This window comes from Streptomyces sp. M41 (assembly GCF_043673425.1).
In the GTDB taxonomy this organism is placed as follows: domain Bacteria; phylum Actinomycetota; class Actinomycetes; order Streptomycetales; family Streptomycetaceae; genus Streptomyces.
Genome location: NZ_JBIMKE010000032.1, coordinates 61,772 through 74,826 on the forward strand (window position 1 = coordinate 61,772; position 13,055 = coordinate 74,826).

The window sequence follows — 13,055 nt, forward strand, 5'->3', positions numbered from 1 at the left end:
CGACTGTCATGGCCACCGGACACACCGACCCCCGGCGCCGCGAGCGCATCCTCACCGCCGCCCTCGACCTCATCGCCGAGGAGGGCATCCAACGCGTGTCCCATCGAAAGATCGCGGCGCGAGCAGGCGTGCCCCTGGGGTCGACGACGTACTACTTCAGCGGCATGGACGAGCTGCTGCGGGCAGCCTTCCGCCACTTCACGGACCACATCGTCGCCGTCTTCGACGCATGCCTCTCCACACCGTCCGACCCGGACCAGGCCCGGCACGCGGTGGCCGACCTCGTCCACGCCCTGTCCGAAGGGAGCGGGCGCGACCTGGTGCTCACCCAGGAGTTGTACACCCTGGCCGCCCGTCAGCCGGCCTATCGGGAGCTCACCCAGGAGTGGATGCGCCGCAGCCGCCTCCACCTGGAGAAGCACTTCGATCCCGGCACCGCCCGCCAACTCGACGCCCTGATCGAAGGGCTGACCCTCCATCGCGCGCTGTCCCACGAACCCCACGACCGCGCGCTCACCCTGGAGGCCGTACACCGCATCACCACGACGGGGCAGCGTGCTTCCTGACGCCGGTGCGATGAGGACCCCGGACGAGAACGCCGTGCGGAGCGCGTGGCTGCCCTACGGGTGGTAAAGGCCGTGCGCGCGTGCCGGGTCGGCGGGGCCGTCCTGGCCGAGGTGGAAGAAGTAGTTCACCTGCCATGCCTGGGTGGCGCGGGCCTGTCTGCTGGTCGTGGTCACCCATGGCGGATACACACGGAATCCGCGCTTGCCGCCGACGCCGTCGCGGGAGACGATGCCTCGCTCGCACAGCACCTCGCGCGGGAAGACGAACTGTCCGAAGCCGTCCTCGTCACGGCTGCTGATGACGAAGAGGTCCACCCCGTCGTCGGCGTCGAAGGGCCGGATCGGCCCCGCCTCGGAACGCTGCCACACGGTGACGAACTGGCCCACCTTCGTCGGCGTCGTCTTGGCCACACGGAACCGGACCGAGCGGCCGTCGACCATGAACCCGCAAGCCGCGTACTCGGCGCTCTCCGGTTCGGGCACCGGCAGCGAGCAGTCGAGCCCGCTCGGGTCGTAGACCGACGCCTTCGCCGCCAGTAGATCACCGTGAAGTTCCGCCCACGGCTCGTTCATCACCATGGCGCCATCCTGCCACCCTGCCGACCCTGCCATCGCGACGATCCGCCCGGCTTCGGCCCCTACCGAGCCCCTGCCGAGGCCCCCCTCACGGCACGCTCGGGCATGCCCGCGCAGACGGTGCGTGAGGTGAGCCGCCGGGGGCATACGCGTGGCAGGCATCCATCGGCCGGTTCACACTCCCCAAGGAGGCACCCAGTGCTGGGCATCATCGCGGCGGTCCTGTTCCTCATCGCCTTCCTCATCAATGCGGCGGACATATCCACCAACGACACCTTCACCTCGACCAACGTCATGCTGATCGGGCTGACGCTGCTCGCCCTGCACGTCGCCGGCATCGGTAGCGGCTGGTCGGCGCGAGGGCGCAGGCGCTGATCCGTGACGCGGGCGCCTGGCAGGATGCGCACATGGCGAACACCCCACCGATCACCCATGTGCGCATAGCCCAAGTCCTCACGGATCTGGGCATGATCACCACCGCGCAGGCACATACGGCACTGGAGGAGGCAGCCGCTTACGCCAGCGAGCCGATCGAGCGGCGTCATGAAGTCGCCGGCGCCTTGGAGACGTTCGGCGTGGCTGTGTCCATCCACTCCGAGGATGTGGATTTCGCCGACGCGCACTACGAGTGGCTCCTTGACGAAGCCGCTGCCCTCACCGACGGCAGGGTCGTCGTCTCCAACTACCGCTTCGACAAGGACAATCCCGACGACGACGAGTGCGGCCTGGGCACGATGCACTTCGAATGCAACGGAAAGCCCCTCTCCGTCGGAGTCGAGCAGCCGTCGAACGACTACCTCGACATGGGAGCCGCGCAGCTGGCGATCGAGGCGCTCAGTCCCCTTCACCACCTCGACGACCCTCGGGAGTTTCGCTGCGTCGAGCAGGAAGGCTCCGATCTCGACGACGACATCATGGTCCTGGCCTCGGCCGAGCAGCGGGACGGCCTCCACCGACACCTGGGCATCAGGTTCGAAGCGCGGTCGGGCGAGGGCTGACGGCACGATCCTGGGCAGGGGCCTGGCCCCCTCCCCCGCCGTAGGAGGGGACGCGAACACCGCCGTGGTAGCTTCCGCGTGGAGGCCGATGGTGCCTGCCCCGGACGAGATGTGCGCCGTACCCGGTCTGCAAAGACGACGCACTCAAGGAGACGGCATGGGCGCCGGCAATCCCCGGATCGATTTCACCAAACCGGCCCTCCGACCGCGTCCGCTGGATGTCCGATGGATCCACGGTTCACCGTCGGCCAAGCACAACACGGATCCCGACATCCAGGTTCACGCCTACGACGAGCACACCTTCATCCTGCGGCAGAACATGGCGATCAACTACGAGGCGCCGTTCATGTTCCTGCTCTTCGGCAACACTCAGGCGGTGCTGATCGACACCGGCGCCACCGCATCCGCCGAGTACTTTCCGCTGCGCCGGGTGGTCGACGAGCTCATGACCGGGTGGCTCGCTCACCACCCCCGCGAGGGTTACCACCTGCTGGTGCTCCACACGCACGCGCACGGCGACCACATCGCGGCCGACGGCCAGTTCACCGGCCGCCCCGACACCACGGTGGTCGGCGCCGACCTGGTCACCGCGTGGGACCACTTCGGGTTCGGCGCCGACCCTGATGCCGTGGCGCAGGTGGACCTGGGAGGCCGTGTGCTGGAGTGTCTGGCCACTCCGGGCCACCACGAGGCCGCGGTCACGTTCTACGACCGATGGACCGGTTTCCTGCTCACCGGCGACACGGTCTACCCGGGCCGGCTCTACATCCAGGACTGGCCGGCCTTCGCACGGACCATCGACCGCCTGATCGACTTCTCCGAGCGTCGAACCGTCAGTCACGTCCTCGGATGTCATATCGAGATGACCCGGGAGCCGGGCGTGGACTACCCGATCCGCTTCACCTGGCAACCCGACGAGCCGCCGCTGGAGATGACCACCGGCCACCTGCGCGACATCCGTGCGGCGCTCGAGGAAATCGGCGACCGGCCGAGGCGGCACCCTCTCCCCCACTGCATCTTGTGGCCGAGCGAATGAGTGCGCGGGGGCGAGGTTCGTCGGTAGCGGTCAGGCCGAGAGGGAATCGACTCACTCGGCCTCCCGCTGCCACTGCCACTCCCGCTGCCGCCGCCCCTCGCGGTGGACATGGTCAGAACAGGATTTCGCAGTCAGCGCGGGTTTCGATGCGGATGTCGCACCGGTCGGCTCCGCCGTCCTCGCCGTTTCCGTGGTCGGCAGCGCCTGCGGCGTCAGTGAGTACGTCGTTGCCCGCGCCGCCGTACAGCGCGTCGTTGGCCTCTCCGCCGTCCAGGTCGTCGGCCCCGGCCTGTCCGTACAGTGCGTCGGCGCCGACGCCTCCGCTGATCGTGTCCGCGCCGGCGGCGCCCCGGAGCGTGTCGCTGCCCGGTCCGCCGTCGATGCGGTCCACGCCCGCTTGCCCATTGACGAAGTCGGCTCCCGCCTCGCCGTCCAGCGTGTCGGCGCCTGCACCGCCGTACATGGTGTCGCCCTCGGGGCCGCCCACCACGGTGTCGGGCCCCGCGTCGCCCATGAGGGTGTCCTGGCCGGCGAGCCCTGCGACGTGGTCCTGGCCGTCCTCGCCGTTCAGCCAGTCGTCGCCGTCACCGCCGAGTACGGTGTCCGCGCCGGAACCCGCGCAGACGGTGTGGTCGCCCTGGCCACCGAGGATGACGGTGTCGTCCCCCGCGCCGGTGGAAATCACCAAGGGCGTAGGGGAGTTCAGCACGATGCGGTCGGCGCCGTCGGTGCCCACGACGGTGGCGGTCAGGGTGTTGCACACGGTGGGAGGTGCCGCGTGCGCCGCTCCGGGCAACGCCAGGACCGCCGTTCCTATGAGCAGCATCGGTGCCGCGAAGAGGCTTCCGCCGAACGATCTGCACGTGCGTCGAACAGAGCTCACGACCGTGTCCCTCCGGAAGATGCGGAGGAGGGCGGGACATGGGTCCCCACGCCTCCCACGAGCCTGTGTGCGGCCGGGCCGCGCACAGGGTCCTGTCGGGAGCCAATCGTTGCGCCGGGTGGCGCCTCGGTCACCGGCCGTTTGCGTCAGATGAGGACGGCGGCCGATCGCGGCGTTGGCTGGCCAGGCGCCGCCGGCCTCACCCTCTCGCTCACCACCTGCGCCTGGCTGATGACTGGAAGGCACTCTCCGGGCCCACCCGTTCAACGCCGGGAAGGCGTTCACATGGGTGTTGTCGCATCGCGTCCGGAGTTGAAGCTTTGGAGGACATGAAGGACGGGTCGGGGCCGCGTCAGGTGCTGTGGCGAGCGCCTGTGGGCGGCCCCGCGTGCTGACCGGACTTCTTACGCTGACCGGCGGTCAGATACGTGTAGGTGCCGGTGATCTCCAGCAGCCGCCGCAGGGACGGGCCGATGTTGTCCAGGTGGAAGACGATGCCGTCCCGGCCGGCGGAGCGGTGGATCTGGAGCAGGGTCGACAGTCCCATGGAGTCGACCATGCCCAGCTCTCGGCAGTCCAAGTGCAGGTCCTGAACGCCCTCGTGCTCCTGGAGGGCCGTGCGGACCTGGTGGAGCACGCTGTTGCAGGTGTCGTAGTCCAGGTCGCCGGTGAGCGTCACGCGCACGCTGCGGGGACCGTTGGGCGAAGGGGTCGCGAGTGGGTCTGCGTCAGAAGGGCTAGTCACGGTTCGTCCAGCGTCTCGGGGGTCACGGGCGGGCGTCGAGCGCGGTGCGCCCGGCGGCGATGAGATGGCGGGCGCGCGGGAAGTCGCGCAATTGCTCCTCCAGCAGGTCCAAACCGGGCAGCAAGGAGTGGGCGGGCACCCCTCGGGCGGTGAGGATGTGGGCGGTCCAGGAGAGGAAGTCGGCGAAGATCTCGGGGGCGTCGACATACAGGGCGGCGGTCAGGAAGTCGACGATGTGGGCGAGGTCTTCGGCCGTCCGCTCGCGCTGCGCGTCGGTGTAGTCGCTCACGGCGGGATACAGCTGCTCAAGGCGCTTGAAGGTGTCGCGTACCAGGCGGGTGGAGGACTTGGCGACCAGGGTGTACTCCTGGTCACCCAGGTGCGGAAGGTCGTTGATCACCTGGTGGGCGGGCGCCGGCCGCGGCAGCGGGTCGGCCAGCAGGTCCGCCGCCGCGCGCGCTTCGGGAGCCCAGGCGTCGGCGCCCAGCAGCCGGGCGTAGCGGCCGTCGACACCGAAGGCGAGGCCGCCGGCCATGACCGGCGTACCGGTCGCCTGGACCGCGGTGATCGCGTTGTGGGCGATGGGCAGGCGAGTGGGCAGGGAGCCGGACAGGCAGACTGCGTCCGGTCCGGTGCGGTGGATGTGGCCGATCAGGTGGGCGGTGGGCACCTGCGCACCGAGGTAGTCGACCTGCCAGCCGCGCAGCCGCAGAGTCTCGGCCAGCAGGCGGGCGGGCAGCGCGTGCCACTCCTGATCGACGCATGCGACCATGACGCGGCCCCGGCCGGCCACGGGACGCTGCATGGGCAGCGTGGCGATGACGCGGTCGTTGATGGCGGTGGCGGCGTGCTCACCGGCCACGCTCATGCGGTTGGCGGCCCACTCGATGCCGACCCTGTGCTGGACGGCGCCGATGACGTCGAGCAGCACCGCCTCCGGCTCCAGGCCCGCGGCCAGGGCGTCGGCGACGACATCGGCCGCCGAGTACTCGTCTCCCGCTTCAACCGCTGTCCAGAGCTTTTCCGTCCATTGCTCGCCCCGCTCGTCGCCGTCCGGCGAGGCGAGGCGGGCGCCGACGCCGCTCCGGAGGGGTCGTCCCGGTCTGTCGTCGACGCCGTGGACGTCGTTTCTTACGCCGTTGGCGCCGTCGACGGCGTTGACGTCGTTGACGTCGTCGTGGCCCCCGGCGCTGTCGAGCCCATCGATGCGTGAGTTCATGCCGTGTACCTGCCCCTGGTCGTCCCGTCCACCGCGCTGAGGTGGGCACCGCGGGGTGCGGTGATGGCCATGACGGCGATGTCGTCATGGTGGCCCTCTCCGATCCACTGGGAGGTGACCATCAGGATCCGCTCGACCACCGCCTCCGCGGGCATGCCGGTGCACTCGGCGGCGGCACGCTGCAGGCGCTGGTCCCCGAACAGGGTGTCGCCCAACGGACCGCCCTTGGCTTCGGTGACGCCGTCGGTGAACAGCAGGCACGTTTCCCCGGGCGCCAGCCGGATGTGGGCCGTGCGGGAGGTGATGGTCGGGACGACGCCGATCAGCGTCCCGCCCGTGTCGGCTTCCTCGACGGTTCCGTCACGGCGGAGGATCAGCGGTGCGGGATGCCCGGCCGCGGTCAGCCGCAGCAGCACGTCGCTGTCCTCACGGCGGACGGAGGCCAGCACGAGGGTCGCGAAGCGGGTGTGGTGACTGGTGCGCAGGGCGTTGTTCAGCAGGCGCAGCATGTTGGCGTGGTCGCCGGCCATGGGCAGCAGGGCATGCAGCGTGTTGCGGATCTTGCCGGTGAGTACCGCGGCTTCCAGCCCCTTGCCCGCCACGTCCCCGAGGACGGCGAGGGTCTCGGGGAAGTCCTCTCCCGGCGGGTGGACGTCGTAGAAGTCGCCACCGACGCGTTCCGTGTCCTTGCTGGGCCGGTAGCCGCCCGCGAACTCCACGCCCTCGGTGTGCCGCAGGTCGGGTGGCAGGAGTTCCCGCATCAGTGTGTCGGAGATCGCGTTCTGCTCCGCGTACAGGCGGGCCGCCGACATCGCCGCGCCCGCCCGGGCGGCGAACAGCCCGGCCAGAGTCTCCTCCGCTTCGGTGAAGGCGGCCTGCTGCGCCCGACGCAGCAGGATCAGCGCGCCCGCCGGTACCCCATGGCCCGGGAGCGGGGTGATCGCCATCGCTCCGACCTCACCGAACCCTTCGGGCACCACCCAGTCTGGAGCCGAGGCGGGGTCTATCCACCGGGAGGGGACCGGCGGAAAACCGCGCAGGGCTTCGGCGAGTCCTGGCAGGGAATCCGGCGCTTCGGCGACCGTGCCCCGGGACATGGCTCCTTGATGGTCACAGCGGACCATCGGCAGCTTCTTGGCCGCCGTGGGTGCGATCACCAGCGCGGCATCGGCCAGATGCACGGTGGCGAGGCGCGCCGTGACCTCCATGCAGCGGTCGAGGTTCAGGGAGGCCAGCAGGGCGGCGGATGCCTCGGTGAGGAACTGCGTGCGCCCGCGCTCCGCTGCCAGTTCCCTGGCCAACGACTGGTGTCCGGTCTCCTCGACCAGCCACCACGCCGTGCGTGGGCCGGTGAGCCGGGACGGGAACGCCGAGAAGTGCCGATCCCCGACGGTGCCACTGATCGGGCCGGGCGCACTCCCGTCCGCGCCGGTCAGCCAGTCGACGGACGAAAGCGGCTGTCCGACGCGGGCAGTGGGCAAGAGACCGAGGGCCGCGTCGTTGAGTTCCACGACGTGACCCTCCGCGTCGACGACCAGCACCGGGTACGGGGCATCGGCGGCGCTCACCGTGCTGACCGCACCGGTGTGGGGGCGGGCCGGGGAAGAAGTCATGCGACGGGCCCCTGCGCGGGGGCCCACACCTCACTCAGCGAAGACAAAAGAAGACGTTTCACGGCCACCGTCTCGCAGCTCATGTGTGCTGCGCAATCACTCAACTGAACGACGCCCCTCATGAGGTTCCGGCACGGACTGCGACTACCCCTGAAACAAGGGACCTTACCCATTCACGGGTTTGCGACACCCTGTGAGGTTTCACATTTCCTCCACACCAAACATGGGCTCGGGGATCCGTCGGGCACTATGCCGTGTTTTCGCCATCGAGTTCCTTGTCCCACGGACCTCGAAAAGTCGTCGCGTTCTGCGCCGGGGCCGGGCAGGATTCCCGCCGTGCGGAAGAACAGGGAGCATCGGGGACATGGACGGTACAGGCTGACGGACACCGGTACCGGGCTTGTCCTGGGCGTCTGCGACGAGGTGGAGGGGCTGTTCCGGGAGCCTCGCCGTGGGACGTACGACCTGTTCGGCTGGGTTCCGGACGGGCCCGAGGTGCGCGGCTGGGTCGGCAGCCGGCTGTGGCTGGTGCCGGAGGACGGGGCGCTCGATGCCTGGCTCCTGGAGGATGCGCAGAGCCTGGGACCGTATGCGCCGGACGGTCTCGTGCTCACCGGCCTGGACGACCACGAAGGCCCGCCCGAGGGATACCGGGGCCGTGTCCGACTGCACGACCGGTACCGGTGGTTGGGATCCTGCCAGGAGTTCGCCCGTGTGATGGCGCCCGAAGATCCGGCACCTCCGCTCGTCCTGAGAGGGTTCGCTCCCGGTGATCCGCTTCGGTGGGAACCGCGGACGAGTGCCGGACGCGCGACGAGCCCGGACGAGGCCGGCCTGGAGATATGGGACCGTCGTGGCGAGCCGCTCGCCGACCGGCTGCTACGTCCCAAGGTCCGCGCATGGCAGCCCTCTTCCCTCGGCCCGGATCTGATCGACGTGGAACTCGACGGAGAGCTCGAGCCCGTACCCGCGCACGCCCGGCCCGTCTGGGAGCGCTGGCTGGCCGGCCCTCCGGGCGCTCCTGGTGAGTGGGCCGGTCTGGACAGCCGGCAGCGTGCGGCCTGGTTGGATGTCGTCCGCGAGCGCGGCTGCCTGCTGCGACACGAGCGGCGGCCGGGGGGACAGACTTACGAGCTGGATGGGCGCCACATCTTCGACGAGCCGGCCCTGTATCTGGCACTCGGCGAAGCCGTGAACGGGCCGGGCGGGTACTTCGGTGGCTGCCTGGACGCTCTCGCGGACTGTCTGCGCGGCGACTTCGGCTACACCGGCCCCGCGACGCTGCTCTGGCGGGATGCCGCCACGGCGCGTGAGCACCTCTCCTGTGTTCTGACGCCGGAGGGTGAGTCGTACGACCTGGTCACCGCTGTGATCGAAGTCCTGACCGAGGGCGGGATGCGCGTCACCCTCGCCTGAAGCGGCGTAGGCGCCGCGCCCGCGGTCGATGGGCCGGATCTGCCGCCGATGGACCGGGCGCGCCACCGAGGGCCGGGTCTGCGACGAAAGGCCGGAACCGGGGCCGGACGAGGCCGGCCCCCGGTCATGTCTGCGCTGACCGCGACTCAGACATCGGCCCACAGGACATAGCCGCCCGTGATCACTCCGACGCAGAAGCTGGGATACGGCACCTGGCTCCTGGCCGCTTCGCACTCGGGCCGCGTGGCGAACGCCGCGATCGGCGTCCAGGCGGTCGGGGCGGCCGGCCCGGCGACGGACGATACGCCGGACTTGGCCGCGGGAGCAGCGGACGCCGTGCTCGAACCGACGACTGTGGCCATCGTGGTTGCGGCGATCACGGCCAGGACGGCCCGGCCGAGAACGGACCGGACAAGTGCTGCTTTCATGGTGAACCTCCTTTGTGGTGTGCGGATTACACGTGCTGCGGGGCTTGTATTCGGTCGTCAACGAGGCAGTCTCACTCGGCGGCTCTCGACGTTCGTCGTGATCACCGCTTCGAAACCGGTGGCGTGCTTGACCACTGCCGCGGTGACGGTCCTACCGTCGAATTCGAAGGCGGCCAGGACGCGTGCGGCGCGCGAAAGATCGAGCAGTCGGGCGCGGCCGGGATTGCTGACGTGGCCACCGAATCGGTTCGCGTCCACGATCAGCGCGAGTCGCTCCGCCGGATCGAGCCAAATGCTTGGAGTGACGGTCGAATTCGGTGTGGTGAGGAAACCCTCGGCATCCGCCGACTGCGCCGAAGGGGAGGAGAGCTCCGCGAAGCGGAACAGGATGTTGCCGGCGTATCCCGGGACATGAGGTTGCAGGACGGCGAGTGCGATACCGAGGGTGCCCTGCCGGCTGAACCCTGCCCCTCCCAGGGAGGGCCCCGGACCGGTGAGGGCCGCGAAGCCCACCGGCTGGCAGAGGAGTTCGGACGTGGCAGGCTTGTCGAAGACGCCGTATGCCGGCCATCCGGCCCCGCCCGGACCCGGCGGCAGCACCCTGAGTCGCTTCGCCGGGCCCAGCAGTACCGACTGGCCCACGCTGTGCACGGTGGGGAGCCATACGAGGAACGGTCCCTCGACGTACGGCACTGGAGCCTTGGGTGCCGGCACGGCGACAGCCGAGGCGGTTCCGCCTGCCAGACTCGCAGTCGCCGCAATTGCCGTCGTTCCTGCCAGAGATCGCAAAATCGTTCGCCTTTTCAACGTAATCTCCTTTCGAGGGATCACCCGCAAGGTGCGAGCTGTGAATTGTGATCGGCTCCTGAGGAGATGGTCGCGCCGTACCGTGAACGGCGGTATTAGAAGAACCCAGTAGAGTCGATCTCCCAAGCCGTGGAAGCTGTAGGGATGGGAATCCTGTCAGCGCGGGACTACGAGCAGATGCTGGATCTCACGGCCGCACTGCTGAACAGGTCGGATTCTGCGCCGCCCTGGCCGTACCTCGTCGAAGGGCTCATTCGGTCGCTGCACGGCACGATGAGTGTCATGGCCGTTCTGCACTGGGAGAAGGGAACCGGCCAGATGCACGCGGGTGCCCCGGACTCGCTCGGTCAGGAGCGGATGGACTCGTTGATCTGCACGCATATGCGAGCCCATCCACTGATGCGGCTCTACGCGGCGCGCGGTGACCGCTCGCCGCTGACCCTCGACGGTGTCGCTGATGAGAGCTGGCGGCGCAGCGACGCCTATCAAGCCGGGCGGGAGGCCATCGGGGTCACCCGGCAACTCGCGCTGCCGCTGCCCGCCCCGGCCGGTGTCATCCGTACGTTCGTGATCGGTCGCGACGGGCCGGACTTCAGTGACCGCGACCTTGCTTTTGCACGTCGTCTCCAGCCTCTGCTCGTGGCGGTCGACTGCCATGTCCGGGAGTTGGGGGCTCTGCGCGCGGCGTTGCCCGCCGCCTCCTCAGGCCCGGACCGGGACCCTGAGCGACGAGCGGCGGAGTGCGGGATAACGCCACGGGAACTGACGGTGCTGGGCCTGCTGGCCGAGGGACTGACCGCCGCGGCCACTGCCCGCAGGCTGAACATCAGCGTGCATACGGTGACCAAGCATCGGGAGAACCTGTACCGCAAACTGGGCTGCAACGACCGGATCACCACCGTGCTCATGGCTCAGGAACTCGGACTGGTGCCCCTGGGTTCTCCCCGCGCTCACCCGTCTTCGCCCCGCCCCCGCCGGTCGGTGTGGACGTCGCCCTGAGCCGTGAGGAGGCAGCCAGGCGTGCCGGTCACGACGAGCAGCGGCTTCGCCGGTTCACACGAGCGGAGCCGTTCCGTGTCGTTGCCCTCCGCGGTGCGTGAGATCGAAAGTTTCCCCGACGGCCCCACCACGTGGCCCCGTGCGTGCAGAATCAGATGCCAGACCTGTTCACCGGGAGGAGGCGATGGTGTTCGGACGGGGCACACGGCTGTTCGCGGGTGCCGTGATCGTGGCCTGCATGGTGCTCGTCGGGCCCAGTGCGCCCAGTGGTGGCCTTTTCGGCAGGTCAGTACCGGTGGAAGCCGTCCGGGACATCGTGCCGAACCGGGTCATGACGTGGAACATCTGCAACCCGTGCGAGACCGGCGACGTCGACCGGGCGGATCGGATCGCCGCGTTCGCGCCGCAGGTGATCGGCCTGCAAGAGGCGTGCATGCGTGACGTCGAGACCATCCGCGACCATTTGGAGAACCTGCACGGGCTCGTCTACCACGTCGAGTACGGGAAGGTCCTCAGAAGCTGGGGCCGCTGCGGCGGGGCGCCGTGGCGCCCTGGGGGCTACGGCCAGGCGATTCTCTCGGCGGCACCGATGACGGACGTCGTGAACGTGGGCTATCCCGACGGCGGATCCGAGGACCGTGGGTACATGGCGGTCACCACCGAGGTGGACGGCCGGTCCGTCCGGGTCTTCAACACCCACCTCGCCCAGCGACGGCAGGAAGAGATCCGAGCAGATCAGGTCGGCGTGCTCGCCGCGGCGGTGTCCCGGCACGACCGGGCGATCGTCGTCGGCGACTTCAACGCCGTACCGGACGCCCCGGAACTCGCGGGAATGTGGGAACTGGCCACGGAGACGGATCCCCGGTGCCGCCCTTCGGACACCGCCCGCTGTGAGCCGACCACGGACTGGCAGAGCAAGTTCGACTACGTCTTCCTGCGCGGCTTCACCCCGCTCCGGCATCGGGTGCACCCGACCACCCACTCGGACCACCACGTGCTCTACACCGACCTGGAGCGCGCCTGAGCGGTGCACCGGTGCCCGCCGGCGTCACGCCAGGGTCACAGGGATGCGGCCTGTGACGCGGCCGTCCACGCGAAGCCGTCCGGGTCGGTGAACGGCTCGGCGTCGCTGTTGATCGCGAGCCGGTGCGAGCCGGTGCCCTCCGCGTCGACACCGGCGACCTTGGCCAGGCCCCGGCGCTTGTAGAGGGCCAGCTTGACCGGGTCCGAGCCGGTGGCGAACTCGACGTACTTGCCGCCGAAGCTCTTCCCCACGGTGAGACCGCGATCGACGTAGAACTGCTTGCTCGCCTTCACGTCCTCGACCCCGAGCAGCAGCACGATCTCGTCGATCCGTCCGGTGGCCGGGCCGGTGTCCTTCTTCGAGGACGAAGCGACCTGCCAGACGGTGCCGTCCGGGGCCTGGACGACGCCGCCGTAGCCCCACAGCGACTTCGTGGCGGGCTTCAGCACCGTGGCGCCGGCGGCCACGGCCGCGTCGACGAGGGCGTTGACGTCGGCCGGCTGGGAGACGACCAGGGACAGGGTGAATCCGCGAAAGCCCGTCGTCGGTGCGTCCGAGGCTTGCAGGCGTACCTGGCTTCCCAGGTCGAAGGCGGTGGCGTAGAAGCGGCCGGCGGCGGCGGGGTCGGCCACCTCGAGGGTGACGGATGCGATGGAAGTCATGACAACGACGCTAGCCACAGGTGTGGGGCGTGCGCTTCTCGAATCCTGACCAGTAGGGCGCCGACGAGGGCCGGCCGGCCATG

15 protein-coding genes and 1 riboswitch are annotated in these 13,055 nt (G+C 69.5%); of the genes, 7 read left to right on the top strand and 8 right to left on the bottom strand.

Going from position 1 to position 13,055, the window contains the following annotated elements; genetic code table 11:
• The first annotated feature begins 8 nt into the window (after window positions 1–8).
• The gene (locus ACHBTE_RS29965; RefSeq protein WP_394727747.1) at window positions 9–566 is read left to right on the top strand and encodes a TetR/AcrR family transcriptional regulator; all 558 of its coding nucleotides are present in this window, start codon (window positions 9–11) and stop codon (window positions 564–566) included.
• A 54-nt stretch (window positions 567–620) separates the two neighbouring features.
• On the opposite strand, the gene ACHBTE_RS29970 is transcribed toward ACHBTE_RS29965, so the two are convergent.
• Complete coding sequence (locus tag ACHBTE_RS29970; RefSeq protein WP_394727749.1) at window positions 621–1,145, bottom strand: MepB family protein; 525 nt, start codon at window positions 1,143–1,145, stop codon at window positions 621–623.
• Between the two features lie 195 nt (window positions 1,146–1,340).
• On the opposite strand from ACHBTE_RS29970, the gene ACHBTE_RS29975 reads away from it, so the two are divergent.
• The 3 genes from ACHBTE_RS29975 to ACHBTE_RS29985 all read left to right on the top strand — a co-directional run bounded on the left by ACHBTE_RS29975 (window position 1,341) and on the right by ACHBTE_RS29985 (window position 3,176).
• A complete protein-coding gene (locus ACHBTE_RS29975) occupies window positions 1,341–1,517 on the top strand; it encodes a hypothetical protein (RefSeq protein WP_394727751.1) in 177 nt (58 codons plus the stop codon).
• A 32-nt stretch (window positions 1,518–1,549) separates the two neighbouring features.
• Entirely contained in the window at window positions 1,550–2,140 is a 591-nt protein-coding gene (locus ACHBTE_RS29980) for a hypothetical protein (protein WP_394727753.1), read from the top strand.
• Window positions 2,141–2,218: 78 nt separating this feature from the next.
• A riboswitch (guanidine-III (ykkC-III) riboswitch) is annotated at window positions 2,219–2,285 on the top strand.
• Window positions 2,286–2,297: 12 nt separating this feature from the next.
• Window positions 2,298–3,176, top strand: coding sequence for an MBL fold metallo-hydrolase (locus ACHBTE_RS29985; RefSeq protein ID WP_394727755.1), 879 nt, complete (start codon window positions 2,298–2,300; stop codon window positions 3,174–3,176).
• A gap of 112 nt (window positions 3,177–3,288) precedes the next feature.
• Here the strand turns inward: ACHBTE_RS29985 and ACHBTE_RS29990 are convergent, their stop codons facing one another.
• The 4 genes from ACHBTE_RS29990 to ACHBTE_RS30005 all read right to left on the bottom strand — a co-directional run bounded on the left by ACHBTE_RS29990 (window position 3,289) and on the right by ACHBTE_RS30005 (window position 7,636).
• Complete coding sequence (locus ACHBTE_RS29990; RefSeq protein WP_394727757.1) at window positions 3,289–4,059, bottom strand: calcium-binding protein; 771 nt, start codon at window positions 4,057–4,059, stop codon at window positions 3,289–3,291.
• Window positions 4,060–4,411: 352 nt separating this feature from the next.
• Window positions 4,412–4,744, bottom strand: a complete 333-nt coding sequence (locus ACHBTE_RS29995; protein WP_394727759.1) for an STAS domain-containing protein — start codon at window positions 4,742–4,744, stop codon at window positions 4,412–4,414.
• Window positions 4,745–4,826: 82 nt separating this feature from the next.
• On the bottom strand, window positions 4,827–6,023 hold the full coding sequence (locus tag ACHBTE_RS30000) for a B12-binding domain-containing protein (protein ID WP_394727761.1): 1,197 nt from the start codon (window positions 6,021–6,023) through the stop codon (window positions 4,827–4,829).
• Window positions 6,020–7,636, bottom strand: a complete 1,617-nt coding sequence (locus ACHBTE_RS30005; RefSeq protein ID WP_394727763.1) for a PP2C family protein-serine/threonine phosphatase — start codon at window positions 7,634–7,636, stop codon at window positions 6,020–6,022. The genes ACHBTE_RS30000 and ACHBTE_RS30005 overlap by 4 nt, the downstream gene beginning before the upstream one ends.
• Window positions 7,637–7,972: 336 nt before the next feature.
• Between ACHBTE_RS30005 and ACHBTE_RS30010 the strand changes: the two genes are divergently transcribed.
• Entirely contained in the window at window positions 7,973–9,052 is a 1,080-nt protein-coding gene (locus ACHBTE_RS30010) for a barstar family protein (protein ID WP_394727765.1), read from the top strand.
• 146 nt (window positions 9,053–9,198) lie between these two features.
• On the opposite strand, the gene ACHBTE_RS30015 is transcribed toward ACHBTE_RS30010, so the two are convergent.
• The gene (locus ACHBTE_RS30015) at window positions 9,199–9,480 is read right to left on the bottom strand and encodes a hypothetical protein (RefSeq protein ID WP_394727767.1); all 282 of its coding nucleotides are present in this window, start codon (window positions 9,478–9,480) and stop codon (window positions 9,199–9,201) included.
• 57 nt (window positions 9,481–9,537) lie between these two features.
• Window positions 9,538–10,194: a hypothetical protein gene (locus ACHBTE_RS30020; RefSeq protein ID WP_394727769.1), complete on the bottom strand. Its 657-nt coding sequence runs from the start codon at window positions 10,192–10,194 to the stop codon at window positions 9,538–9,540.
• A gap of 237 nt (window positions 10,195–10,431) precedes the next feature.
• Between ACHBTE_RS30020 and ACHBTE_RS30025 the strand changes: the two genes are divergently transcribed.
• Window positions 10,432–11,286: a response regulator transcription factor gene (locus ACHBTE_RS30025; protein WP_394727771.1), complete on the top strand. Its 855-nt coding sequence runs from the start codon at window positions 10,432–10,434 to the stop codon at window positions 11,284–11,286.
• A 184-nt stretch (window positions 11,287–11,470) separates the two neighbouring features.
• Window positions 11,471–12,310 (top strand): endonuclease/exonuclease/phosphatase family protein, encoded by an 840-nt coding sequence (locus ACHBTE_RS30030; protein ID WP_394727773.1) that lies wholly within the window; start codon window positions 11,471–11,473, stop codon window positions 12,308–12,310.
• 35 nt (window positions 12,311–12,345) lie between these two features.
• Here the strand turns inward: ACHBTE_RS30030 and ACHBTE_RS30035 are convergent, their stop codons facing one another.
• Window positions 12,346–12,972: a glyoxalase gene (locus ACHBTE_RS30035; RefSeq protein WP_394727775.1), complete on the bottom strand. Its 627-nt coding sequence runs from the start codon at window positions 12,970–12,972 to the stop codon at window positions 12,346–12,348.
• Window positions 12,973–13,055: the final 83 nt, after the last annotated feature.

Excerpts from the sequence above, each read along its gene's own strand:
- ACHBTE_RS29970 (WP_394727749.1), bottom strand. The coding sequence starts at position 1,145 with ATGGTGATGAACGAGCCGTGGGCGGAACTTCACGGTGATCTACTGGCG.
- ACHBTE_RS30025 (WP_394727771.1), top strand. The coding sequence starts at position 10,432 with ATGGGAATCCTGTCAGCGCGGGACTACGAGCAGATGCTGGATCTCACG.
- ACHBTE_RS30005 (WP_394727763.1), bottom strand. The coding sequence starts at position 7,636 with ATGACTTCTTCCCCGGCCCGCCCCCACACCGGTGCGGTCAGCACGGTG.
- ACHBTE_RS30030 (WP_394727773.1), top strand. The coding sequence starts at position 11,471 with ATGGTGTTCGGACGGGGCACACGGCTGTTCGCGGGTGCCGTGATCGTG.
- ACHBTE_RS30000 (WP_394727761.1), bottom strand. The coding sequence starts at position 6,023 with ATGAACTCACGCATCGATGGGCTCGACAGCGCCGGGGGCCACGACGAC.
- ACHBTE_RS30015 (WP_394727767.1), bottom strand. The coding sequence starts at position 9,480 with ATGAAAGCAGCACTTGTCCGGTCCGTTCTCGGCCGGGCCGTCCTGGCC.
- ACHBTE_RS30035 (WP_394727775.1), bottom strand. The coding sequence starts at position 12,972 with ATGACTTCCATCGCATCCGTCACCCTCGAGGTGGCCGACCCCGCCGCC.
- ACHBTE_RS29965 (WP_394727747.1), top strand. The coding sequence starts at position 9 with ATGGCCACCGGACACACCGACCCCCGGCGCCGCGAGCGCATCCTCACC.
- ACHBTE_RS29980 (WP_394727753.1), top strand. The coding sequence starts at position 1,550 with ATGGCGAACACCCCACCGATCACCCATGTGCGCATAGCCCAAGTCCTC.
- ACHBTE_RS29985 (WP_394727755.1), top strand. The coding sequence starts at position 2,298 with ATGGGCGCCGGCAATCCCCGGATCGATTTCACCAAACCGGCCCTCCGA.